The sequence below is a fragment of the Pseudomonas sp. C6002 genome, assembly GCF_013385805.1.
GTDB lineage: Bacteria > Pseudomonadota > Gammaproteobacteria > Pseudomonadales > Pseudomonadaceae > Aquipseudomonas.
In genome coordinates this window covers 1-24,989 of record NZ_JACAPH010000037.1, presented here as the reverse complement: position 1 = coordinate 24,989, position 24,989 = coordinate 1, and the positions used below count along the sequence as shown (strand labels likewise).

Sequence of the window (24,989 nt, the reverse complement as noted above, 5' to 3'; positions counted from 1 at the left end):
TTTGATCTTGATCTTAGGCGCCCCGTTAAACCACGCTGGCCGAACGCAGGCTTTGGAGCGTGGGTAACCCGGCAGGACGCCGGGTTAGCCGTCCTGGGCCAAGGATGGCCCATGACGGCGGCCCACGGTCCAAAGCCGGAGTGAGGGCACACCGAGCCTAGGCGAGGTGCCGAGTGGTGGGGCAAGAGCGTTTTGCTTACTTTTGCGCTATTCAAAAGTGAGCCGCTGTAAGAGCGGAACCAATCGAAGCCATCACCCAAATAACGGATATGCCCCCCATCCAACAAATACGAAAGTTCCCCCACGCCAGCCGCTTTGTCCCCGCTTCCCATGTCACCCCCCACCCCCCGAATCCTCTAATTTCCCAACCCTGCGGGAAGCCTCCCGGCCCACGACTGCGCCCGCGCTTTAAACCGGGCCTCCCAGGCACTTACGCGACAGCTGAAAACGGACTTTCTCCTCAACCGTATCCGACTCAAAAAAGCAGGTTACCCCATGCAGTTCAGCAAATTACTGGCAGCTCTTTCCACCCACCCGATCCGCCTGCAAATGGACGAAGGCGACCTGATCATCCTGGGTGACGACGACGCGCTGGATGACGCCCTATGGGACCAACTGATCGCCCACAAACCCCAACTGCTCGACCTCGTCGCCCAACACGGCGGCGACTGGCTCAGCCCGGCCTATCGCATCACCCCGGACATGCTGCCCCTGGTCAACCTCGACCAACCCGCCATCGACCGCATCGTCGCCGCGATCCCCGGCGGGGCGGCGAATGTGCAGGATATCTACCCTCTGGCACCCCTCCAGGAAGGCATGCTCTACCACCATCTGTCAGCGCACCAGGGCGACCCCTACGTGCTGCACGCGCAGTTCGTGTTCGACAGCCGTGCCCGTCTTGAAACCTTCGCCCAGGCCTTGCAATGGGTCATCGACCGCCACGATATCCTGCGCACCTCGATGGCCTGGGATCGCCTCGACGAATCCCTGCAAGTGGTCTGGCGCAAGGCCTCGCTGGCCTGCGAAGAAGCCCGCCTCGACGGCGATGTACTGACCCAACTGCAAGCCCTCTACGACGCCCGCAACTACCGCATGGACCTCGGCCAGGCACCGCTGCTGCGCCTGGTGTTCGCCGAAGACCCGCGCAACCAGCGTGTGGTCGCCATGCTGCTGTTCCACCACACTATCCTCGACCACACCGCCCTCGACGTAGTGCGCCGGGAGATCCAGCTGCACCTCGCCGGCCAGACCGAACACGCCAGTGCACCGGTGCCGTTTCGCAACTACATCGCCCAGGTCCGCCATGGCGTCAGCGAACAGGCTCACGAAGCGTTCTTCCGCGAGATGCTGGCCGATATCGACGAGCCAACCCTGCCGTTCGGCCTGCAGGATGTGCAGGGTGACGGGCATGGCATCGACGAAACCCGCATTGCCGTCGACGGCGATCTAAGTCGCCGTCTAAGGGCCCAGGCGAGACCGTTGGGTGTCAGTCCCGCCAGTGTGATGCACCTGGCGCTGGCCCAGGTGCTGGGCAAGGTCTCGGCTCGCGAAGCCGTGGTATTTGGCAGCGTGATGCTCGGCCGCATGGGCGCAGGCGAGGGCTCCGACCAGGCCCTGGGCATGTTCATCAACACCCTGCCGCTACGGGTAGATGTAGGCGAACAAAGCGTGCGCGAGGGCGTACAAACCACCCATAAACGCCTGACCGAACTGCTCGATCACGAACACGCCTCCCTGGCCCTGGCCCAGCGTTGCAGCGGTGTGGCCGCACCCACGCCGTTGTTCAGTGCCATCCTCAATTACCGTCACAGCGATGCCTCGGACACCCAGGCGGTGATCGACATCGCCGAAGGCATCCAGGTGTTGGGCGCCGAAGAACGCACCAACTACCCGCTGACGGTCAACGTCGATGACCTGGGCGAAGGCTTTGCCTTTACCGTGATGGTGGACGCCTCCATCGGCGCGACGCGCATTGCCGGTTACCTGCACACCGGCCTGGAAAACCTGGTGCTGGCCCTGGAACAAACGCCAGATGCACCGTTGCACAACCTGGGCATCCTGCCTGCCGCCGAACGCCAGCATCTGCTGCATGGCCTTAACGCCAGCACCCAGCACTACGCCGATTCAGCCCTGATCCACCAGCAAGTCGAAGCTCATGTCGCCAGCCATCCCGAAGCCATCGCGCTGCGCTTTGAACACGAACACCTGAGCTACCGCGAGCTGAACGAGCGCGCCAACCAGGTTGCGCATTGCCTGCTCAAGCATGGCATCCGCCCCGATGACCGGGTGGCGATCTGTGTCGAACGCGGGCTGGAAATGATCATTGGCCTGCTGGGGATTCTCAAGGCTGGGGCGGGTTATGTTCCGATCGATCCTGCCTACCCGCTGGACCGTATCGCCTACACCCTGAAAGACAGCGCGCCGCTGGCGGTGCTGGTGCAGGACGACACCCGCCACCTGGTGGGCGACGTCACGTCGATCGACCTCAACAGCCTGCAGCACGAGCCCATCGTCAACCCCAACGTTGCAATCAGCGCGTCCAGCCTTGCCTATGTGATCTACACCTCCGGCTCCACCGGCCTGCCCAAGGGCGTGATGATCGAACACCGCAACGTCGCGCGACTGTTCAGCGCCACCGAGCACTGGTTCAAGTTCAACGCCAATGACACCTGGGCGCTGTTCCACTCGTTTGCCTTCGACTTCTCGGTGTGGGAGATCTGGGGCGCGCTGATGCATGGCGGGCAGTTGCTGGTGGTGCCGCAGCTGGTCAGCCGCTCGCCGGACGAGTGTTACGCACTGCTGTGCGAAGCCGGCGTCAGTATTCTCAACCAGACCCCGAGCGCGTTCCGCCAGTTGATCGCGGCGCAGGGCCGCAGCCAGCAACTGCACTCGCTGCGCCAGGTGATCTTCGGCGGTGAAGCCCTGGAACCGGGGATTCTCAAGCCGTGGTACGCCCGGGTGACCAACGCCGGTACGCGGTTGGTCAACATGTATGGCATCACCGAAACCACCGTGCATGTGACCTACCGTGCCCTGGAGGCGGCGGATGCACAGCGGGTGGGCGTGAGCCCGATTGGCGTGCGCATTCCCGACTTGCAACTGTATGTGCTGGACGCCCGCCGCGAACCGGTGCCGAGCGGCGTAGTCGGGGAGTTGTACGTCGGCGGTGCCGGCGTGGCGCGGGGTTATCTCAACCGCGATGAGCTGACGGCCGAACGTTTTCTGACGGATCCCGCAACCGGCCTGCGCCTGTACAAGACCGGTGACCTCGGCCGGATGCTGGCCGACGGCAGTGTCGAGTACCTGGGGCGCAACGACGACCAGGTGAAGATTCGCGGTTTCCGTATCGAACTGGGGGAAATCGAAGCACGCCTGGCCACCTGCGAAGGTGTGCGCGAAGCCGTGGTGATTGCCCGCGAAGACGAACCGGGCGACAAGCGCCTGGTGGCCTACGTGATTGCCCAGCCTGAACACACGCCCACTGCCGCTGAGCTGCGTGACCACCTGCTGCTGTCCCTCGCCGAGTACATGGTGCCCAGCGCCTTTGTGCTGCTCGACGCGTTCCCGCTTACCACCAACGGCAAGCTCGACCGCAAGGCCTTGCCGGCACCGGACGCCGATGCCCTGGCCCGTCGTGGTTATGAAGCGCCACAAGGCGCGGTGGAAACCGCGATCGCGAATCTCTGGCAAGACCTGCTGAAGGTCGACCGGGTCGGGCGCCAGGACAACTTTTTCGAGCTGGGCGGCCATTCGTTGCTGGCGGTCAAGCTGATCGAGCGCATGCGCCAGCTCGAGCTGAGCGCCGATGTGCGGGTGCTGTTCGGCCAGCCGACTCTGGCTGCGCTGGCCGCTGCGGTGGGCGGGCAACATGAAGTGCAGGTCCCGGCCAACCTGATCGGCGAAGCGACGCGGCACATCACCCCGGACATGCTGCCGCTGGTGAATCTCGACCAGCAGGCCATCGACCATATCATCGCCAGTGTCCCCGGCGGCATCGCCAACGTGCAGGACATCTACGGCCTGGCCCCGTTGCAGGCCGGCATCCTCTACCACCACCTGGCAACCACCGAAGGCGATCCCTACGTGTTGCAGGTGCAGTTCAGCTTCAGCGGCCATGAGCCGGTCGAGGCGTTTATCCGTGCGCTGCAAAGTGTCATCGAGCGCAACGATATCCTGCGTACCGGGATTGTCTGGGAAGGCCTGGACGAGCCGGTACAGGTGGTCTTGCGCCAGGCGCTGCTGGTGGTTGAGCAGGTTGAAGCCGATCCTTCCAGTGCCGTATTGGCGCAACTGCAGGAACGCTTCGACCCACGCCACTACCGCCTCGACCTGTCCCGCGCCTCGTTGATGCGGTTTGCCTACGCCGAGGATCACGGCCGTTACGTCGGCATCCTGCTGCTGCACCACATCCTGCTGGACCACACCGCGTTGCAGGTGCTGGTGGAGGAAATAAGCGCGAGCCTTGCAGGCGAAACCTGCTTGCTGCCCGACGCCGTGCAGTACCGCAACTACGTGGCCCAGGCGCGCCTCGGTGTGAGCGCTGCGCAGCATGAGGCGTTCTTCAGCGAAATGCTCGGCGACATCGACGAGCCGACCCTGGCCTTCGGCTTGCAGGACGTGAACCGCGACGGCAGCGGTGTGCGCGAAGCGCACGTGGCATTGGAACCGGCCCTCAGCCTGGGCCTTCGCGAGCAGGCCCGGCAACTGGGGGTGAGTGCCGCAAGCCTGGTGCACCTGGCATGGGCCCAGGTCCTCGGCCAGGTCTCGGGCCAGGACGACGTGGTCTTCGGCACCGTGCTGCTGGGCCGGCTGCACGGCGGCGAGGGCGCCGACCGGGCGCTGGGAATGTTCATCAATACCTTGCCGTTGCGGGTCAGTGTCGGCGCGGTGGGCGTGCAGGCTGGCGTGCGCGCCACCCATGCGCGGCTGGCACAGTTGCTGGGGCATGAACATGCGTCCTTGTCCCTGGCCCAGCGATGCAGTGGCGTGTCCGGTGCGCTGCCGTTGTTCAGCACCTTGCTCAACTACCGCCACAGCGCGCCGGGTGAAGCGCCGGGCGCCAGCCCGTTCGCCGACGCCGGGATCGAAATCCTCAGTTCCGAGGAGCGCAGCAACTACCCGCTGGTGCTGAACGTCGACGACCTCGGCGCAGGCTTTGCCTTGACCGTGCAAGGCGTGGCGGAGGTGGATGTGCAGCGCGTCGGCGACTACATGCTCAGCGCCTTGCGCAACCTGGTCACGGCACTGCAACAGGCGCCGACCACACCGCTGCATCAAGTGTCGATCCTGCCAGCCGCCGAGCGGCATCAAGTGCTGGTGGATTTCAACGCCACTGCTCGCGCCTACCCGGCTGCGCACACCGTGCACGGGATCTTCGAAGCCGGCGTCCTGACCAGCCCCGACGCGCTGGCGGTGGTGCACGGCGACGTGTCGCTGACGTACCGCGAACTCAACCTGCGGGCCAATCGCCTGGCCCATTATTTGATCGACCAGGGTGTAAAACCGGGCGACAGCGTGGCCATCGCGCTGCCACGTTCCATCGACCTGCTGGTCAGCCAGTTGGCCATCCTCAAGTGCGCGGCGGTGTACGTGCCGCTGGACATCAATGCGCCGGACGAACGCCAGGCGTTCATGGTGCAGGACAGTCACGCCGGGCAGGTGCTGCGTGATCTCGACGGGCTGAACCTCGACAATCAGCCGGCCCATAATCCGAACCTGTCGCAGTCTGCCGAAAGCGTGGCGTACATCATGTACACCTCCGGCTCAACCGGCGCGCCCAAGGGTGTGCAGGTGCCCCATCGCGCCGTCTCTCGATTGGTGATCAACAACGGTTATGCCGACTTCAATCACCGCGACCGGGTGGCCTTCGCCTCGAACCCGGCGTTCGACGCCAGCACCCTCGATGTGTGGGCGCCGTTGCTCAACGGCGGCTGCGTGGTGGTGGTCGAGCATGCCACGTTGCTGTCCCAGGCCGCGTTTGGCGCCCTGTTGCAGGAGCAATCCGTCAGCGTGTTGTGGATGACCGCCGGGCTGTTCCATCAGTACGCCGACGGGTTGATGCCGATGTTCCGGCAACTGCGCTACCTGATCGTCGGCGGCGATGTGCTCGACCCGCAGGTGATCGCCCGGGTGCTTGAGCACGGCGCGCCGCAGCACCTGCTGAATGGCTATGGCCCCACCGAAGCCACGACGTTTTCCACCACCTTCGAGATCAAGTCGGTGGGTGAGGGCGGTATTCCGATTGGTCGACCGATTGGCAACAGCCGTGCCTACGTGCTGGATGCACGGCAGCAGCCGGTGGCGCTGGGCGTGGTTGGCGAGCTGTACATCGGTGGCGCGGGTGTGGCCAAGGGTTACCTGAACCAGCCGCAATTGACCGCCGAGAAATTTATCGTCGACCCGTTCGGCGATGGGCTGCTGTACCGCACCGGCGACCTGGCGAGCTGGCAGGCGGACGGCACCTTGCTGTACCAGGGCCGCAACGACCATCAGCTGAAAATCCGGGGTTTCCGTATCGAGCCCGGTGAAATCGAAAGCTGCCTCGCCAGCTATTCCGGCGTGAAAGACACGGTGGTGCTGGCCCGTGAAGATGAGCCCGGCGACAAGCGCCTGGTGGCTTACTACACCGCCCAGGCGCCGCTGAGTATTGAAGCGTTGCGAGCGCACCTGCAAAGCCGGCTGCCGGACTACATGGTGCCGTCGGCCTATGTCTGGTTGGAACTGTTGCCGCTGACCGCGAATGGCAAGCTGGACCGCAAGGGCCTGCCTGCGCCGGATCAGGCGTCGCTGCTCAGCCGTGGTTTCGAAGCGCCCGAAGGCGAGGTGGAAACCCTGCTGGCGCAGATCTGGCAGGACGTGCTGAAGGTCGAGCGTGTCGGGCGCTTTGACCACTTCTTTGAACTCGGCGGCCATTCGTTGCTGGCGGTAAGCCTGATCGAGCGCATGCGCCAGGCGGGCCTGAGCGCCGATGTGCGGGTGCTGTTCAACCAGCCAAGCCTGGCGGCGCTGGCGGCGGCGGTGGGCAGTGGCCGGGAAATCGTGGTGCCGGCCAACGGCATTGCGCCGGGCTGCGAGCACATCGCGCCGTCGATGCTGACCCTGGTCAAGCTGGACCAGCCGGCCATCGACCGCATAGTGGCCACGGTGCCCGGCGGTGCGGCCAATGTGCAGGATATCTACCCGCTGGCGCCGTTGCAGGAAGGCATCCTCTACCACCACATCAGCGCCGAACAGGGTGACCCCTACCTGCTGCAATCGCGCATGGCGTTTGACAGCGTCGAGCGTTTGCAGGCCTTCATGGGCGCGCTGCAAAAGGTCGTGGCGCGCCACGATATCCTGCGCACCAGCGTGGTGTGGGAAGGCTTGGACAGCCCGGTGCAAGTGGTGTGGCGCCAGGCCGAACTGGTGGTGCAGAACATCCCGCTGGACCCGGCCGATGGTGATGTGATCGAACAACTGCACGCGCGTTTTGATGCCCGCCACTATCGCCTGGATATCACCCAAGCGCCGCTGCTGCGCATGGTGTATGCGCAGGACCCGGCCAACCAGCGGGTCGCGGCGATCCTGCTGTTCCATCACCTGGCACTGGACCACACCGCCATGGAAGTGGTCGGCCAGGAAATGCGGGCGTTCCTGTTCAACCAGGCCGATGACTTGCCGGCCGCGGCACCGTTCCGTCACTACGTGGCCCAGGCGCGCCTGGGTGTCAGCGCCCAGGAACACGAGCAGTTCTTCCGCGAAATGCTCGCCGATGTCGACGAGCCCACGCTGCCCTTCGGCGTGCAGGATGTGCAGGGCGATGGCCGGGATATCGAAGAGGCCGAATTGCCCGTCGATGCAGGGCTGGCGCTGCGGGTTCGTGAACAGGCGCGGCAACTGGGGGTCAGCGCTGCGAGCCTGATGCACCTCGCGTGGGCCCAGGTCCTCGGGCTGGTGTCGGGCCGTCAGGACGTGGTGTTCGGCACCGTATTGATGGGCCGCATGCAAGCCGGCGAAGGTGCCGACCGGGCATTGGGCATGTTCATCAACACCTTGCCGCTGCGGGTGGAGGTGGGTGCCGACGCGGTACGTGCCGGCGTCAAGGCGACTCACGCCCGTCTCAGTGCCTTGCTGGGCCATGAGCATGCATCCCTGGCGCTGGCCCAGCGGTGCAGCGGCGTGCCGAACTCGATGCCGTTGTTCAGTGCCTTGCTCAACTACCGCCACAGCACCCCGGGCGAAATGGCCCGCGACGGCCACGGTATCTGGGAAGGCGTGCAATTGCTCGGCGGCGAAGAACGCAGCAACTACCCGCTGACCTTGAGTGTGGATGACCTCGGTACGGGCTTCGGCTTGACGGTACTGGCGCTGGAATCCATCGGCGCGCAGCGCCTGTGCGACTCCATGCACAGTGCGCTGGAGCAACTGGTGGAGGCCCTTGAGCACGCGCCGCAAACGCCGTTGCATCAGTTGCCGGTACTGCCTGCCCGCGAACGCGAACACCTGCTGCGCAGCTTCAACGCCACCGCCCGCGACTACCCGCAAGGGCAGACCCTGCACGGCGCTTTCGAAGCCCAGGCCCTGCGCCTGCCGCAGGCGATTGCCGTGAGCCAGGACGGCCAGCACCTGACGTACCAACAGCTCAACCAGCGCGCCAACCAATTGGCCCATCACTTGCTGGCGCTGGGCGTACAGCCCGACGACCGTGTGGCGATCTGCTGCCGACGCGGCCCGCAGATGCTGGCGGGCCTGCTGGCGATTCTCAAGGCGGGCGCGGCCTACGTCCCGGTAGACCCGGCCTATCCGGCCGAGCGCATCGCTTACCTGCTGCAAGACAGCGCACCGGTCGCGGTCCTGGCCGAAGAGAGCACCCGTGGCGTGCTCGGTGATATCGCCATCGTCGATCTGCATGGCGCCTATCCCGACGGCACCAATCCCCACGTCGCCAGCCTGACCCCGGCGAACCTCGCCTATGTGATCTACACCTCCGGCTCCACCGGCCAGCCCAAAGGCGTGATGGTGGAACACCGCACCGTGGAAAACCTGGTGCATTGGCACTGTGAAGCCTTCGACCTGCAGGCCGGCAGCCACACCAGCAGCGTGGCCGGCTTCGGTTTCGATGCCATGGCCTGGGAAGTCTGGCCGGCATTGTGCGTGGGGGCGACCTTGCACCTGCCACCGGCCCATGTCGGCAATGAAAACATCGACGAACTGCTGGCCTGGTGGCTGGCCCAGCCGCTGGACGTGAGCTTCCTGCCCACCCCGGTGGCCGAGTACGCGTTCAGCCAGGACCTTGAGCACCCAAGCCTGCGCACCCTGTTGATCGGCGGTGATCGCCTGCGCCAGTTCAGCCATGAGCGACGTTTCGCGGTGATCAACAACTACGGCCCCACCGAAGCCACGGTGGTCGCCACCTCTGGCCGGGTGCGCGCCGGCCAGCCGCTGCATATCGGCAAGCCGATGGCCAATGCCACGGTGTACCTGCTGGATGCACAACAACGGCCGGTGCCGGTGGGTGTGGCGGGTGAGCTGTATGTAGGCGGCCGCGGCGTGGCCCGCGGCTACCTGAATCGCCCGGACCTGACCGCCGAGCGATTTCTCGATGACCCGTTCAACCCGGGCCGCATGTACCGCACCGGCGACCTGGCGCGCTGGCTGCCGGATGGCAACATTGAATATCTGGGCCGCAACGACGACCAGGTAAAAGTCCGGGGCGTGCGCGTCGAGCTGGGAGAAATCGAAACCCGCCTGGCCGCCGTCGACGGCGTCAAGGAAGCCGTGGTGCTGGTGCGCGACGGCCGCCTGGTGGCCTGGTTCACCGAACAAAAACCGCTGGTTATCGAAACCCTGCGCGCCGAGCTGCACAGCCAACTGCCCGAGGCCATGGTGCCGGTGGTCTACGTCAAACTCGACAGCTGGCCGTTGACCGCCAACGGCAAGCTTGACCGCAAGGCGCTGCCGGCACCGGATCAGGCCGCCGTGCTCAGCCGGGAATATGAAGCCCCACGCGGCGAAGTCGAGACCACCCTGGCGCGGATCTGGGCCGAGGTGTTGCAGGTGGAGCAAGTGGGCCGCCATGACCACTTCTTCGAGCTGGGCGGCCATTCCTTGCTGGCGGTAAGCCTGATCGAGCGCATGCGCCAGGCCGGCCTCAGCGCCGATGTGCGGGTGCTGTTCAGCCAGCCGACGCTGGCGGCATTGGCAGCGGCAGTGGGCAGTGGCCGGGAAGTGGTGGTGCCGGTGAATGCCATCGCCGCCGATTGCCCGCGCATCACGCCCTCGATGCTGCCATTGGTGGAGCTGGATCAGCCGATGATCGACCAGATCGTCGCCAGCGTGCCGGGTGGCGCCGCCAATGTGCAGGATATTTACCCGCTGGCACCGTTACAGGAAGGCATTCTTTACCACTACATCACGGCGGAGCAGGGCGATCCGTACCTGCTGCAATCGCACCTGGCATTCGATACCCAGGCGCGCCTGGACAGCTTCGCCCAGGCCTTGCAGCAGGTGATCGACCGCCACGACATCCTGCGTACCGGTGTGGTCTGGGAAGGCTTGGCGCAGCCGGTGCAAGTGGTGTGGCGCAAGGCTCGATTGACGGTCGAAGCGCTGCATCTGGACGGTGATGTGCTGGCCGGCCTGCATCAGCGTTTCGACGCCCGGCGCTACCGGCTGGACATCGCCCAGGCGCCGCTGATTCGCCTGCTGTATGCCAACGACCCGGCCAATCAGCGGGTGGTGGCGGTGCTGCTGTATCACCACATCGTGCTGGACCACACCGCATTCGACGTGGTGCTGCGGGAAATGCAGGGCTACCTGCTGGGGCACCCCGCACCGCAGGCCGCGCCGATGCCTTATCGCAACTACGTGGCGCAGGCGCGACTGGGTGTCAGCGAGCAGGAACATGAAGGGTTCTTCCGCGAGATGCTTGGCGATATCCATGAGCCAACGCTGCCGTTTGGCTTGCAGGATGTGCAGGGCGATGGTCGGGATATCGAAGAATTCACGCATCACCTGGACGCTGCCGTCAGCCGGCGCCTCAGGGCCCAGGCACGCCTGCTGGGCGTGAGCACCGCGAGCCTGTTCCACCTGGCATGGGCGCAGGTGTTGGCGGTGACGTCGGGCAAGCCGAATGTGGTGTTTGGCACGGTGCTGGTCGGCCGGATGCAGGGCGGCGAGGGCGCGGACCGGGCCCTTGGCGTGTTCATCAACACCCTGCCATTGCGCCTGGATATCGACGGGCAAGGCGTGCGCGACAGCGTGCGCAGCACCCATGCCCGGCTCACCGCGCTGCTGGGCCATGAACATGCTTCCCTGGCCCTGGCCCAGCGTTGCAGCGGGGTGGCGGCGCCGCTGCCGCTGTTCAGCTCGATGCTCAATTATCGCCACCGGGGCGGCGCCACCCGTTCACAGGACGCGCAGCACGCCTGGGAAGGTATGCAGACCCTGACCAATGACGGGCGCACCAACTATCCGTTGACCCTGAACGTCGATGACCTGGGTGATGGTTATGACTTCACCGCGTTGACCCCGGCCCAGGTGGGCGCACAACGGGTCTGCGGTTATATGCAGATGGCGTTGACCCAGTTGGTGGAGGCCCTGGAGCACGCGCCGCACCAGGCCCTTGACCGCCTGCCGATCCTGGGGGATGCAGAGCGTCAGCAACTGCTGTTTGATTTCAATGCCACCGAGGTTGACTACGACCTGGCGCAGACCCTGCACGGCCTGTTCGAGGCCCAGGTAGAGCGCACGCCGGATGCATTGGCGGTGAAGGCGGGTGAGCAATGCCTGACCTATGCCGAGCTGAACCAGCGCGCCAACCAACTGGCGCACCACCTGCGGGAACTGGGCGTGCAGCCGGATGCGCGGGTGGCGATTTGCGTCGATCGTGGACTGGAGATGGTCATCGGTCTGTTTGCGATCCTCAAGGCCGGCGGTGGTTATGTGCCGCTGGACCCGGCGTACCCGCTGGATCGCCTCGCCTACATGCTGCAAGACAGCCAGCCCGCGGCGCTGCTGGTGCAGGGCGCTACCCGTTCGTTGCTGGGCGACGTGACGGTGCCGGTGGTGGACCTCGACCAGAACACCTGGGCGCACCAGCCGGTGTCCAACCCACAGGTTCCCGGGTTGACCGCGCAGCACCAGGCCTACGTGATCTACACCTCCGGCTCCACCGGCCAACCCAAGGGCGTGATCAACGAGCACGCGGGTGTGGTCAACCGCCTGCTGTGGATGCAGGACGCCTACGGCCTGAACGCCACTGATGCGGTACTGCAGAAAACCCCGTTCAGCTTCGATGTGTCGGTGTGGGAGTTCTTCTGGCCCCTGTTCACCGGTGCGCGGCTGGTCATGGCACGCCCCGGCGGGCACAAGGAGCCGGCTTACCTGTGCGAGGTGATCGCGGCAGAACAGATCACCACCTTGCACTTCGTGCCGTCGATGCTCGATGTGTTCCTGGCCCACGGTGATGTCAGCCAGGGCGCCGGGCTGCTGCGGGTGATGTGCAGCGGCGAAGCCTTGCCCGGCGGCCTGGTGCGGCGCTTCAAGCAGCAATTGCCCGGCATCGGTTTGTACAACCTCTATGGCCCGACGGAAGCCGCGGTGGACGTGACCGCCTGGAACTGCGCCAGGCCCGTGGTGCCGGACAACACGCCTATCGGCAAGCCGATTGCCAACACCCGCATGTACCTGCTGGATGCCCGGTTGCAACCGGTGCCGCTGGGCGTGGTGGGCGAGCTGTTTATCGCCGGTGTGCAAGTGGCTCGCGGTTACCTGCACCGTCCCGAACTGACGGCCGAGCGCTTCCTCAAGGACCCGTTCAACCCAGGCCGGATGTACCGCACCGGTGACGTCGGGCGCTACCTGCCGGATGGCAATATCGAGTACCTGGGCCGTAATGACGACCAGGTAAAAATCCGTGGCCTGCGTATCGAACTCGGAGAAATCCAGGCGCGGCTGACCGAGTACCCACAGGTGAAGGAAGCGGCCGTGTTGGCCCGCGACGAACGCCTGGTGGCGTACTACACCGGCGTGCCAGCCGATATCGAACAACTGCGGACGCACCTGCTGGCGCGCTTGCCGGACTTCATGGTGCCCGCGGTATTCGTCCATCTCGACGCTCTGCCCCTGAGCCCCAACGGCAAGCTCGACCGCAAGGCCTTGCCGACGCCGGGTGTGGAATCACTGATCGTGCGCGAGTACGAGGCCCCGGTGGGCGCTACCGAAATCACCCTGGCGCGGCTGTGGGCCGAGCTGCTGAAGGTGGAGCGGGTCGGGCGTCACGACAACTTTTTCGAGCTGGGCGGGCACTCGTTGCTGGCCGTCAGCTTGATCGGACGCTTGCGTCAGGAAGGCATGGAAGCCGATGTGCGGGGCCTGTTCGAACAGCCGACCCTGGCCGGCTACGCCGCAATTACCGAACGAATGGAGATCGTCCTGTGAGCATCATCGAACTGTTGGCGACACTCAAGGCCAAGGATGTGCAACTGGCACTCAAGGGCGATCAGTTGTCGGTGCAAGGCAACAAGCAGGCCCTGAGCGACGCGGCACTGGTGGCCTCGCTGCGCGAACACAAGCCGGCGCTGATCGAGCTGATCAAGGCCGGGGAGTACTCGGCCACCAAGGCCGGTGAGGTGCAGGTGCCGGCCAATGGCATTCCACCGGGCGCTACCTCGATTACCCCGCAGATGCTGAGCCTGTCGACCCTCAGCCAGGCGTCCATCGACCGTATCCTGGAGACCGTCGAGGGTGGCGTCGCCAATGTGCAGGACATCTACCCGCTGGCACCGTTGCAGGAGGGCATCCTCTACCATCATGTGAGTGCCGAACACGGCGACCCGTACATCATGCAGTCGCTGTTTGCCTTCGACAGCCTTGAGCGTTTCGAGGGCTTTGCCCTGGCCTTGCAACAGGTGATCGACCGTCACGACATCCTGCGGACCGGCGTGGTCTGGGAAGGCCTGGAAGAACCGTCGCAAGTGGTCTGGCGCACGGCGCGCCTGCCGGTGCAGGCGATTGAACTGGACCCGGCAGACGGCGATATCGCCGCCCAGTTGCATCGCCTGTTCGATGGCCGCCACTACCGCATGGACGTGACCCGCGCGCCGCTGCTGCGCCTGGTGCGGGCCTGGGATGAAGCCGGCCAACGGGTGGTGGCGATGCTGTTGTTCCACCACATGGCCCTGGACCACAGCGCGCTGGAAGTGGTCTGCCACGAGATGCAAGCCTGCCTGCTGGGCAGGGCGGCTGAACTGGGCCAGGCGGTGCCGTTTCGCAACTATGTCGCCCAGGCGCGCCTGGGCATCAGCGAGCAGGAGCACGAAGGGTTCTTCCGGCAGATGCTCGGCGACATCAGCGAGCCGACCTTGCCCTACGGCCTGCAGGATGTGCAGGGCGACGGCGACAACATCCAGGAGATCAGCCTGCCGCTGGCCCCGCAGTTGAGCCGGCGCTTGCGCGCCCAGGCCCGGCAGTTGGGCGTCAGCGCCGCGAGCCTGTTCCACATGGGCTGGGCCCAGGTGCTGGGAGTGCTGGCGGGCAAGGAACAGGTGGTGTTCGGCACGGTGCTGATGGGCCGCATGCAGGGCAGCCACGACACCGACCGTGCCCTGGGGATCTTTATCAACACCTTGCCATTGCGGGTGGATGTAGGCGCCGAAGACGTGCGCACCGGGGTCAAGGCGACCCATGCCCGGCTGACCACCTTGCTGCGTCACGAACACGCGGCGCTGGCCCTGGCCCAGCGTTGCAGCGGTGTAGTGGCGCCGACGCCGCTGTTCAGCGCGTTGCTCAACTACCGCCATAGCGCAGGCGGCGCGAGCGCCGAAGCGGTCTCGGCCTGGCAGGGTATTCAAGCGTTGCGCTCCGAGGAACGCACCAACTACCCGTTGACCCTGAGCGTCGACGACCTGGGCGAAGACTTCAGCCTGAGCCTGTTGGCCAGCGCCCAGGTTGATCCGCAGCGGGTGTGCGCTTATCTGCAAACTGCCCTGGGGAACCTGGTTCAGGCGCTGGAACAGGCACCCGAAACACCCTTGAATCGCTTGTCGGTGTTGCCCGAGGCGGAGCAGCGGCACTTGCTGGAGCAGTTCAACGCGACAGCCATCGACTTCCCGCAAGGCACCACCCTGCATGGGCGTATCGAGGCCCAGACCCTGCTGACCCCGGACGCGGTGGCCGCGGTGTATCAAGGCCGCCAGCTGACCTACGCCGAGTTGAATCAACAAGCCAACCTGCTGGCCCATCACCTGCTGGCGCTGGGGGTAAAACCCGACGACCGCGTGGCCATCGTTGCCCGGCGCGGGCTGGACACCCTGGCCGGGTTGCTGGCGATCCTCAAGTCCGGCGCCTGCTATGTACCGGTGGACCCGTCGCACCCGGCCGAGCGCCTGAGCTACCTGCTCGGCGACAGCGCCCCGGTCGCGGTACTGACCCAGCATGCACTGCTGGAGCGCCTGCCCGCGCTCGATGTGCCGGTGATCAACCTGGACCGTTTTACCTGGCATCACCATTCGGCGAGCAACCCGCAGGTGGCCGTCACGCCCACCAACCTGGCCTACGTGATCTACACCTCCGGCTCCACCGGCCTGCCCAAGGGCGTGATGGTGGAACATCACACCGTGGCCAACCTGGTGGACTGGCACTGCATCGCGTTTGACCTGTGCGCAGGCCGCCACACCGCGAGCGTTGCCGGGTTTGGCTTTGACGCGATGGCCTGGGAAGTCTGGCCGGCACTGTGCGTGGGGGCCACCTTGCACCTGCCGCCGGCCCACGACGGCGCTGAAGATATCGACGCGCTGCTGGACTGGTGGCGCGCACAACCGCTGGACGTGTGTTTCCTGCCCACGCCGGTGGCCGAATATGCGTTCAGCCAGAACATCGAGCACCCGACCCTGCGCACCTTGCTGATTGGCGGCGACCGCCTGCGCCAGTTCACCCGGGCCCAGCGTTTCGAGGTGATCAACAACTACGGCCCCACGGAAGCCACGGTGGTCGCCACCTCCGGGCGGATCGAGCCCGGGCAGCCGTTGCACATCGGCAAACCCATCGCCAATGCCACGGTTTACCTGCTGGACGAACAGCAGCGCCCGGTGCCCTTGGGGGTTGCCGGTGAACTGTACGTGGGCGGCAAGGGCGTGGCGCGGGGTTACCTCAATCGCCCGGAAATGACCGCCGAACGTTTCCTGGATGACCCATTCAATTCGGGCCGCATGTACCGCACCGGCGACCTCGCGCGCTGGTTGCCGGACGGGAATATCGAGTACCTGGGCCGCAACGACGACCAGGTGAAAATCCGCGGTGTGCGCATCGAACTGGGGGAAATCGAAACCCGCCTCAACCAGCTGCCCGGTCTCCAGGAAGCCGTGGTGCTGGCCCGTGAAGACCAACCGGGCCAGCCCCGGCTGGTGGCTTACTTCACCGAAAACCCGCAATTCGAACCGCTTGAAGTGGGCGCGATTCGCGCCCACCTGGTGGCGCACCTGCCGGACTACATGGTCCCGGTGGCCTACGTGAAACTCGATGCGTTGCCCCTGACCGCCAACGGCAAACTGGACCGCAAGGCGCTGCCAAAGCCGGACCTGGCCGCCGTCTTCACCCGCGAATACGAGGCGCCTCATGGCGATATCGAAACCGTCCTCGCGCAGATCTGGGCCGATGTGTTGCAAGTGGAACGTGTTGGGCGCCAGGATCATTTCTTTGAGTTGGGCGGCCATTCGTTGCTGGCCATGCGCATGGTGTCCCAGGTTCGCCAGCAACTGGGGGTCGACCTGGCACTGGGCGAACTGTTCGCCAATGCCGAACTGGCGGCGGTGGCGCAGGTAGTGGCCCAGGCCGGGCGCAGCACCTTGCCGGATATCCTGCCGGCGGCGCGGGACACGGAGTTGCCGTTGTCGTTTGCCCAGCAACGCCTGTGGTTCCTGGCGTTGATGGAGGGCGCCAACACCGCCTACAACATTCCCATCGGCCTGCGCCTGCGCGGGCAGTTGCACGTCGACGCGCTGCAACGGGCCCTGGCACGGATCGTCGCGCGGCATGAGACCTTGCGCAGCCGGTTTGCCCAGCAGGATGACGACGCCCAGGTGCTGATCGTGCCGCCTGAAGAAGTGATGCCCCTGCAAGTCCAGGACCTGCGCCGCCACCCCGAAGCACAGCAGGTGCTCGACGCGTTGATGCAGGGCGAAGCCTCGGCGCCTTTTGATTTGCAGCGCGGCCCGCTGTTGCGCGGGCGCCTGGTGATCATGGCCGACGATCACCACGTGTTGCTGCTGACTATCCACCACATCGTGTCCGATGGCTGGTCCATGGGCGTGCTGACCCGCGAACTGATGGCGCTGTACCAGGCGTTCAGCCACGGTGAGGCTGACCCACTGCCGCCGTTGCCGATCCAGTACAGCGACTTTGCCGTATGGCAGCGCCTGTGGCTGAGCGGCGAAGTGCTGCATCGCCAGAGCAGCTACTGGCAACACACCCTGGCCGGTGCGCCGGCGTTGCTGATGTTGCCGACCGACCGTCCACGCCCGGCCCAGCAGGACTACGCCGGCAGCAGCGTCGAGGTGCACCTGGATGAGCGCCTGAGCGCCGGGCTCAAGGCCCTCAGCCAGCGCCACGGCACCACGCTGTACATGGTGATGATGACGGCGTGGGCCTCGTTGCTCGCGCGTTTGGCCGGGCAGGAGGAAGTGGTGATCGGCTCGCCGGTCGCCAACCGCCAGCGGGCCGAGGTGGAAGACCTGATCGGGTTGTTCGTCAACACCCTGGCAGTGCGCATTGATATCTCGGGCGAACTGAGCGCCGAGGCGCTGCTGGCGCGGGTCAAGGGGCTGGCGCTGGACGCCCAGGCTCATCAGGATCTGCCGTTTGAGCAGGTGGTGGAAATCACCCGGCCATTGCGCAGCCTGGCCCATAGCCCGCTGTTCCAGACGATGTTGACCTGGCAGGACAGTGACGCGCCGGTGCTGGCCCTCGGCGACCTGAGCCTTGAAGGCATTGTGGAGGACAGTCACTTTGCCAAGTTCGACCTGTCCCTGAACCTCGGCGAGACCCGGGGCGAAATTCGCGGCACCCTGGAATACGCCATCGCGTTGTTCGACGAGTCGACCATGCAACGCTATGTCGGCTATTTCACCCGCGTGCTGCAGGCCATGGTGGATAACGATCAGGCGGTGCTGGAGCAGGCTGACTTGCTGGACGATCAGGAGCGCCAGCATCTGCTGTTCGACTTCAATAACACCACAGTGGATTACAACCTCGACCAGACGCTGCACGGTATGTTCGAAGCCCAGGTGGCGAGAACGCCGGATGCGCTTGCGGTGAAGGCAGGCTCGGAGTGCCTGAGCTATCGCGAGCTGAACGAACGGGCCAATCAGTTGGCGCACCATCTGCGGGAGCTGGGTGTACAGCCGGATTCGCGGGTGGCAATTTGCGTCGAGCGCGGCCTGGAGATGGTCATCGGCCTGTTCGCGATCCTCAAGGCGGGCGGCGGTTATGTGCCGCTGGACCCGGCGTATCCGCTGGAACGTATCGCCTACATGCTCAAGGACAGCGCACCGGCCGCCGTGCTGGTACAGGGCGAAACCCGTTCGTTGCTGGGCGACGTCACGGTGCCGCTGGTGGACCTGGACCGGAACACCTGGCAGCACCAATCAACGTCCAACCCACGAGTGGATGGGCTGACCGCGCAGCATCAGGCCTACGTCATCTACACCTCGGGTTCTACCGGCCAACCGAAAGGCGTGATCAACGAGCACGAGGGTGTGGTCAACCGCCTGCTGTGGATGCAGGACGAGTACGGGCTGACTGCCCAGGACAGGGTATTGCAGAAAACCCCGTTCAGCTTCGACGTGTCGGTGTGGGAGTTCTTCTGGCCGCTGTTCACCGGCGCGCGGTTGGTGATGGCGCGTCCTGGCGGGCATAAAGACCCGGCCTACCTGTGTGAGGTGATCGAGGCGGAGCAGATCACCACGCTGCACTTTGTGCCATCGATGCTCGATGTGTTCCTGGCCCACGGCGACGTCAGCCAGAGCGCCGGGCTGGTGCGGGTGATGTGCAGTGGTGAAGCGTTGCCCGGCAGCCTGGTGCGCCGCTTCAAACAGCAGTTGCCGGGCATCGGTTTGTACAACCTTTATGGCCCGACGGAAGCGGCGGTGGACGTGACGGCGTGGGATTGCGCCGGCCCCGTCACGCCGGACAACACCCCCATCGGCAAGCCGATTGCCAACACCCGCATGTACCTGCTGGACGGGCAGTTGCAGCCTGTTCCGTTGGGTGTGGTGGGCGAGCTGTTCATCGGTGGCGTGCAAGTGGCGCGGGGTTACCTGCACCGTCCTGAGCTGACCGCCGAGCGCTTCCTCAAGGACCCGTTCAGCGCGGGCCGGATGTACCGCACCGGCGACGTCGGGCGCTACCTGCCGGACGGCACCATCGAGTATTTGGGCCGCAATGACGACCAGGTGAAAATCCGTGGCTTGCGCATCGAACTGGGGGAGATCCAGGCGCGACTGCTGCAATTCCCGCAGATCAACGAAGCCGCCGTGGTCGCCCGCGATTCACGGCTGGTGGCTTACTACACCGGCGTGCCGGCGCAAATCGACGCTTTGCGCAGCCATTTGCTGGAACACCTGCCGGACTACATGGTACCGGCCACCTTCATGCACCTGGACGCCTTGCCCCTGAGCCCCAATGGCAAGCTCGACCGCAAGGCACTGCCGGCGCCGGGCCTGGAATCGGTGAGCGCCCGGGAGTACGTCGCGCCTGTGGGGGAAACAGAAATCACCCTGGCCGGCCTCTGGGCGGATTTGCTCAAGGTGGAGCGTGTCGGTCGGCACGACCATTTCTTCGAGCTGGGCGGCCATTCGCTGCTGGCCGCCAGCCTGATCGGCCGCATGCGTCGGGTCGGGTTGTCGGCGGATGTGAAAGTGTTGTTTGGTCAACCCACCCTTGCAGCCTTGGCGGCTGCCGTGGGTGGTGGTCGCGAAGTGGTGGTGCCGGCCAATGGGATCGCCGCGGATTGCACGCGGATCACCCCGGACATGCTGACGCTGGTGAACCTGAAGCAACCCGCCATCGACCGCCTTGTCGCGAGCATTCCCGGCGGCGTAGCCAACGTGCAGGATATCTACCCGCTGGCGCCGTTGCAGGCCGGGATCCTGTATCACCATCGCGCAGTGCAACAGGGTGACGCGTACCTGTTGCAGGCGCAGTTTGCCTTCGCCAGCGTCGAGCGCCTTGAAGCGTTTGCCCAGGCGTTGCAGGCGGTGATCGAGCGGCAGGATATCCTGCGCTCGTCGATGCACTGGGACGGGCTGGAAGAACCGGTGCAGGTGGTGTGGCGCCAGGCCTCGCTGCGGGTTGAGGCGATTCAGGCGACGGGCAATGTGCTGGCGCAATTGCAGGCGCGCTTCGAACAGCATCGGCTGAACTTGGCTCAGGCACCGCTGATGCGCCTGGTATACGCCGAGGACCCGGCCAACCAGCGGGTGGTTGCGTTGTTGCTGTTCCATCATCTGGTGATGGACCACGTTGCGCTGGAGGTGCTGCAGCACGAGATGCAGGCGTGCTTGCTCGGCCGGCGCGAGCAGTTGGGGGCGGCGGTGCCGTATCGCAATTATGTGGCGCAGACGCGGTTGGGCATGCGCGAGGAAGAGCACGAAGCGTTCTTCCGCGAGATGCTCGGGGAGGTCGATGAGCCGACGCTGGCATTGAGTGCACCGGGTGAAGCGCAACAGGCACATTTGCGCGTCGACCCGCTGTTGAACGGGCGCCTGCGCACCCTGGCACGGCAGCTTGGGGTCAGTGCTGCGAGCCTGATGCACCTGGCCTGGGCGCAGGTGCTGGGCAAGGTTTCCGGCCGCGAGCAGGTGGTGTTCGGCACCGTATTGCTGGGCCGGCTGCAAGGCGGCGAAGGCGCCGAACGTGCCTTGGGCGTGTTCATCAACACCTTGCCGCTGCGGGTCGACCTGGGTGAGCGCACGGTGCACGCAGCGCTGATGGCCACCCACGCAAGCCTGACCCGGTTGCTCAGTCACGAACATGCGCCACTGGCCCTGGCCCAGCGTTGCAGTGGGCTGCCGGCCAATACGCCGCTGTTCAGCGTGCTGTTCAACTATCGCCACAGCGCCCCGCACGCCGGCGGCGTGGCCGAGGCGTGGCAGGGCATGCAGGTGCTCAAGGCCGAGGAACGTACCAACTTTGCGCTGTCCCTGAGTGTCGATGACCTGGGCGACGGGTTTGGCTTTGACGCCATGGGGCAGGGCGCGCCACGCCTCTGCGAGTACCTGCATGTTGCCCTGGAGCAACTGGTGCAGGCCCTGGAACAGAATGCAGGGGGCTCAATCAGCCAACTGTCGATTCTGCCGGCGGCGGAGCGTGAAAAACTGCGGATGGAATTCAACGCCACCCAGCGCGAATTCCCTCACGAACATACGGTGCAGCGTTTGTTCGAAGCCCAGGCGCAGGCACGCCCGGGTGCTATCGCAGTGGTGCATGGTGAACACACCCTGAGTTACGGCGCGCTGAACACCCGAGCCAACCAGTTGGCGCACCACCTGCGCAACCTGGGCGTGCAGCCCGGCGACCATGTGGCGATCCTGTTGCCGCGCTCGATTGACCTGTTGCTCAGCCAACTGGCAATCCTCAAATGCGCGGCGGCCTACGTGCCGCTGGACATCAACGCCCCGGCCGAGCGCCAGGCCTTTATGGTGCAGGACAGTGGCGCAGTGTGGCTGTTGACCCACAGCGGCGAGCCCGTCGCTTACCCGGCCCGACGTATCGACCTCGACACCCTGGCGCTGGACCCGCAACCGAGCCACAACCCGGACCTGTCGCAGTCCTCGGAGCGCGTGGCGTACATCATGTACACCTCCGGCTCCACCGGCACTCCCAAAGGCGTGCTGGTACCGCACCGGGGCATCACGCGGCTGGTGATCAATAACGGTTACGCCGATTTCAACGCCCATGACCGCGTGGCGTTCGCTTCCAACCCGGCGTTCGACGCGAGCACCATGGACGTGTGGGGCCCCCTGCTCAACGGTGGCCAGGTGCTGGTGATCGACCATGCGACCTTGCTCGACCCCGGCGCGTTTGGCCGGGCACTGAAGGCGGGCGGGGCGACGATCCTGTTCGTCACCACTGCGCTGTTCAACCAGTACGTGCAATTGATTCCCGACGCGTTGGCCGGGCTGCGCATCCTGTTGTGCGGCGGCGAACGGGCCGACCCGGCGGCGTTCCGCAGCCTGCTGGCCCAGGCGCCGGCACTGCGGCTGGTGCATTGCTACGGCCCGACGGAAACCACCACTTACGCCACCACGCATGAAGTGCAGGCCATCGCCGCCGATGCCGAAAGCGTGCCGATCGGCAGGCCGATTGCCAACACGCAAATCCACCTGCTGGATGCGCACTTGCAGCCGGTGCCGCTGGGTGTGGTCGGGGAAATCTGCATTGGCGGGCATGGCGTGGCCAAGGGGTACCTGAACCGGCCGGAGCTGACGGCCGAGAAGTTTGTCGATGATCCGTTTGGCGATGGCTTGTTGTACCGCACTGGCGACCTTGGGCGCTGGTCGGCGGACGGACTGCTGGAGTGCATCGGGCGTAATGACGACCAGGTGAAGATCCGCGGCTTCCGCATCGAGTTGGGCGAGATCGAAGCACGCCTGGCCACCTGCAGCGGCATCAAGGATGTGGTGGTGCTGGCACGAGAAGATGCGCCGGGGGACAAGCGCCTGGTGGCGTACTACACCGGCGAGCCGCTGGCCATCGAAGTGTTGCGCAGTCATCTGCTGCAGCACCTGCCGGACTACATGGTGCCATCGGCCTATGTACCGCTGGAAAAAATGCCCCTGACGGCCAACGGCAAGGTCGACCGCAAGGCCCTGCCGGTGCCCGCGCTGGAGGCATCGGCGAGCCGCGTGTTCGAGGCGCCGGCGAACGAGCTGGAACAGACACTGGCACGCCTCTGGGCCGAGGTGTTGCGGCTGGAGCAGGTCGGGCGCCATGACAGTTTCTTTGAACTGGGTGGCCATTCGTTGCTGGCGATCCGGCTGGTCAACCTGATGGAAGAGGCGGGGCTTGAGGTGTCGTTGGCCGAGCTGTTCCAGCACGCCAGCGTGGCCTCGGTTGCCTCGATGCTCGGTCAGCGCACGGCGCGGGAGGACAACAGCTCGCTGATCACCGTACGCGCCAGCGGCAGCCAGCCGCCGTTGTTCCTGGTGCATGAGTTCAGCGGCATGGACGTGTATTTCCCGGCGCTGGGCCGGCACCTGCCGGGGGATTATCCGATCTATGGCTTGCCCGGTGCGCCCCTTGGCGAGGTGCAGTTGCAGACCATGGAAGGCCTGGCGGCGCGGCTGGTGGGGATTATCCGCTCGGTGCAGCCCCATGGGCCGTATCGGCTGGCGGGTTGGTCGTTCGGCGGGGTGTTGGCCTATGAAGTGGCGATGCAACTGCAGGGGCTGGACGAACCGGTGGCATTCCTCGGGTTGATCGACAGCTACGTGCCGCGCATGACCGACCAGGGCAAGGCGCGCTGGAGCGGGCCGGATGCCCTCAAGCGGCATTTGCTGTTGCAGTGCACGGCGTATTGGAAGGCACAGGGAGGTGTGGATGAGTTGGCGAGCCTTGAGCAACTGGAAGCGGACATTGGACAGCTGGACTTTGCGGGTTTGCTGCAACGCTGCCGCGATCGGCATTTGCTGTACGCGCAGATGGCGGCGGCTTCGGACGCGGACCTGTTGAGTTTTATCCAGCGGGAAGTCGGGCATGGGCATGCGTTGGCGCATTACAGCCTGTTCCCGATGCCACTGGCGGTGCACTTGTTCAGCGCCGCCGAGCGGCCGACGGAACTCTCGCGGCGCAGCCTGGATTTGGGATGGGATGAGGCACTGGCCGTGGGGCAATTGCGCCGCATTGAGGTGCCGGGGGATCACCAGAGCATGATGCAGGCACCGCATATCCAGGCGCTGGGGCAGGCGATGGGTGAGGCCCTGGCGTTGAGTGAGGCGCCGGCTGTGGCGGTGCATCAGCCGTTGTTGCGGATCCAGAGTGGTCGCGCCGGGCAGGCACCGATCTTCTGTGTGCCGGGGGCGGGGGATAGCGTGACCGGGTTTGTGGGGTTGACCGAGGCGTTGGGCCGGGACTGGCCGATCTTTGGCTTGCAGCCCCGTGGGCTGGATGGGGAGATGGTGCCCCATAGCCAGGTTGAGGCGGCGGCGCGCTGTTATTTGCAGGCGCTGGAGCAGGAATGTCCTTCGGGGCCAGTGCATTTGGTGGGGCATTCGTTTGGCGGCTGGGTGGTATTCGAGATGGCCACGCGGTTGCAGGCTCAGGGGCGTGAGGTGGCTTCGTTGACGTTGATCGACAGCGAGGCGCCCGGGGGCAATGGGGTGGTGGGCCGGCCCTATACCACGACGGCGGCGTTGTTGCGGTTGGTGGAGTCGATGCAGGTGGCTTCGGGTAGGTCGCTTGGGATTGATGCGGTGGATTTTGCCGGGCGCGATGAAGTGGAGCAGCGAAGGTTGTTGCATGGGGGGATGGTGGGGGTTGGGTTGTTGCCTGCGCGGTCTTCGGTGGAGGCGATGGATGGGCCGGCGCGCACGTATGCCTCGGCGTTGCGCACGGTTTATCGGCCTGGTCGGCGGTATGAGGGGGTGGTGCGGTTGGTGTTGGCGGAGGATCCGACCCTGGACGCGGCAGGGAATCAGCGGGAGCAGGGGTTGATGGTTGAGGGGTGGCGCGGGTGCGTGGGGGTGTTGGAGGTTTGGTATGGGCCGGGGAATCATTTTTCGCTGCTCAAGGCGCCGAACGTCTTTAGTTTGGCGGCTTGGTGGCGGGATGGGGTTGTGGTTGGGGAGCGGGTTTCGTGAGTGTACATATCCGTTGCTGCGGTAACGGCTACTTAGGGTTCCGCTCTTACAGCGGGTCACTTTTGGCAAACGCCCCAAAAGTAACCAAAAGGTCTTTGCCCCACCACTCGGTGCCTCGCTCAGGCTCGGCATGTCCGCACTCCGGCCCGGTTCCGC

The 24,989-nt window shown here is 65.3% G+C and carries 2 protein-coding genes; both read left to right on the top strand.

Translation table 11 applies throughout. The features are described 5' to 3' along the window. Window positions 1–495 precede the first annotated feature (495 nt). On the top strand, window positions 496–13,419 hold the full coding sequence (locus tag HX817_RS27070; RefSeq protein ID WP_177041810.1) for a non-ribosomal peptide synthetase: 12,924 nt from the start codon (window positions 496–498) through the stop codon (window positions 13,417–13,419). Further along, the gene (locus tag HX817_RS27065) at window positions 13,416–24,833 is read left to right on the top strand and encodes a non-ribosomal peptide synthetase (protein WP_177041808.1); all 11,418 of its coding nucleotides are present in this window, start codon (window positions 13,416–13,418) and stop codon (window positions 24,831–24,833) included. Before HX817_RS27070 ends, HX817_RS27065 begins: the two co-directional genes overlap by 4 nt. Window positions 24,834–24,989 lie beyond the last annotated feature (156 nt).